Source organism: Microbacterium sp. K35, from assembly GCF_004794375.1.
In the GTDB taxonomy this organism is placed as follows: domain Bacteria; phylum Actinomycetota; class Actinomycetes; order Actinomycetales; family Microbacteriaceae; genus Microbacterium; species Microbacterium sufflavum.
In genome coordinates this window covers 1-2018 of record NZ_SSDM01000013.1, presented here as the reverse complement: position 1 = coordinate 2018, position 2018 = coordinate 1, and the positions used below count along the sequence as shown (strand labels likewise).

Genomic DNA, 2018 nt, shown 5'->3' with positions numbered 1-2018 from the left:
GTGCCACCGCGGCACGGTGCGCCGCGACCCCGCCGCCGCGCACCGTGCCGCGGTGGCACCGCGACCGCGACGAACCGGATCGCGTCGTCGCCACGGGCGTGCTCGCCGCGGTCGGAGCGCTCGTGGCCCTGTGGCCGTTCACCTCGGTGATCACGCCGGGGGCCTGGTCGTTCACGGTCGTGCTGATCGTGGTGGCCGTGGTGGGCACCGGGATGCTCGTCCGCCACCTCCTCCGCCGCCGGCGCGCGGGACTGGGCGACCTCGGCGCGCTGCTCGCCCAGGTCGCGGTCGCGGTCGCCGTGCTCACGCTGCTGCTCGCGGGCGACACCGCGATCCTGGGGGTCGTTCCCACCGCGACGACCCTCGCGGTGTTCCAGGGCCTGGGGGCGGCCGCATGGGAGCAGATCGTGTTCGGCTCGGCGCCGCTCGACGCCTCCCCCGCACTGGCGGGTGCCCTCGGTACGGGCTTCGCCGTGGTGGCGATCCTGCTCGACCACCTGGTCGCCCAGCGCTCGGCCGTGCTCGCCACCGTGCTGATCGGCGTGATCGGCGCCGTGCCGATGATCGTGACCTTCGGCGACCCGAACGTCGCCTGGTTCGTGGCCCTCGCGCTCACGGCGCTGCTGCTGTTCCGGGTCACCGCGCAGCGCGACGGCTCCTCTCCGCGCCGGAGCTCGCTGTCGGTCGCCGTCGGGGTCGGCGCGGCCGCCGTCGTCTCCGCGCTCGTGGTGACGCCCGCGCTGCCCGTCGCCCCCACCATGGCCGGCACCGGCGTCGGCGTGACCGTCGACGCGTCGCTGCGCCTCGGCGACGACCTGCGCCAGCCCAACCCGGTCGAGGTGCTCACCCTCGCCACCGACGCCGCCACCGCGCCCTATCTGCGCCTGACCACGCTGTCCCGCTTCGACGGCCGTGTGTGGCAGCCCGACCGCGGCGACCTGCAGTCGCAGGCGGACGGCTTCGGGGAGCCGGAGTGGAGCGAGGGCGTCGCGACCGAGGACGCCACCACGTCCATCCGCATCCTGCGCATGTCGAGCGCCTGGCTGCCGGTGCCATACCCCGCCACCGACGTGTCGGGATTGAACGGGTCGTGGCGGGTGGCCCCCGAGAACCGCACGCTGTACTCGCGTCGGTCCGACGCCGCCGGCAACGACTACACCGTGAGCTCCACGCGCGTCACGCCGACGCTCGAGCAGATCCGTGCGGTCGACGCGGCCCCGCCGCTCGCGGATCCCGACATCGAGGACGTCGAGCTGCCCGGGATCATCGGCGAGCTCGCGGCCGAGGTGACCGCCGACGCGGACACCGACTACGACCGGCTCGTGGCGCTGCAGAACTGGTTCCGCGCGCAGTTCGACTACTCGCTGGAGACGCCGGTGGAGGAGGGCTTCGACGGCACCGGCGCCGACGCCGTCGCCCGCTTCCTGGAGGAGCGCTCCGGGTACTGCGTGCACTTCGCCGGCGCGTTCGCCCTGATGGCGGAGAGCCTCGACATGCGGGTGCGGATCGTGGTCGGGTACCTCCCCGGTTCGCTCACCGACGAGAAGCGCGGAGACGAGTCGATCTTCTCCGTGACGAGCGACCAGCTGCACTCCTGGCCCGAAGTCCTGTTCCCCGGCATCGGCTGGGTGTCGTTCGAGCCCACCGCGTCGCTCGGCGTCCCGACGGCGTTCCGCGCGGGCGAGGCCCAGGGCGGTGCGACCGGCGGGATCACGGAGCCCGCGCCGACCACGGCGCCGCAGACGCAGGAGACGCAAGGCCCCGACGTCGACCGGGGTGACGCGGACCCCGGGTCCGCGGGATCCGGAGAGCTGCGCCGCCTCGACCCGACCCCGGTCGCGCTCGTGACGCTCGGGGTGGTCGTGCTGCTCCTGCTCCCCGGGATCGTGCGGCTCATCGAGCGGCGGATGCGGATGCGTCGCGCGGCCCGAGGCGACGCGGCCGCCGCGTGGGCGGAACTGCGCGACACCCTGCTCGACCTGGCACTGCCGGTGTCGGACGCCGACAGCCCCCGTGCG

The 2018-nt window shown here is 74.6% G+C and carries 1 protein-coding gene; it reads left to right on the top strand.

The window, feature by feature from the left end; all coding sequences use genetic code 11:
- Nucleotides 1-2018, top strand: a 2018-nt coding sequence (locus DW299_RS00095; RefSeq protein WP_446724772.1) for a transglutaminase TgpA family protein, incomplete at both ends; no start/stop codon positions are given.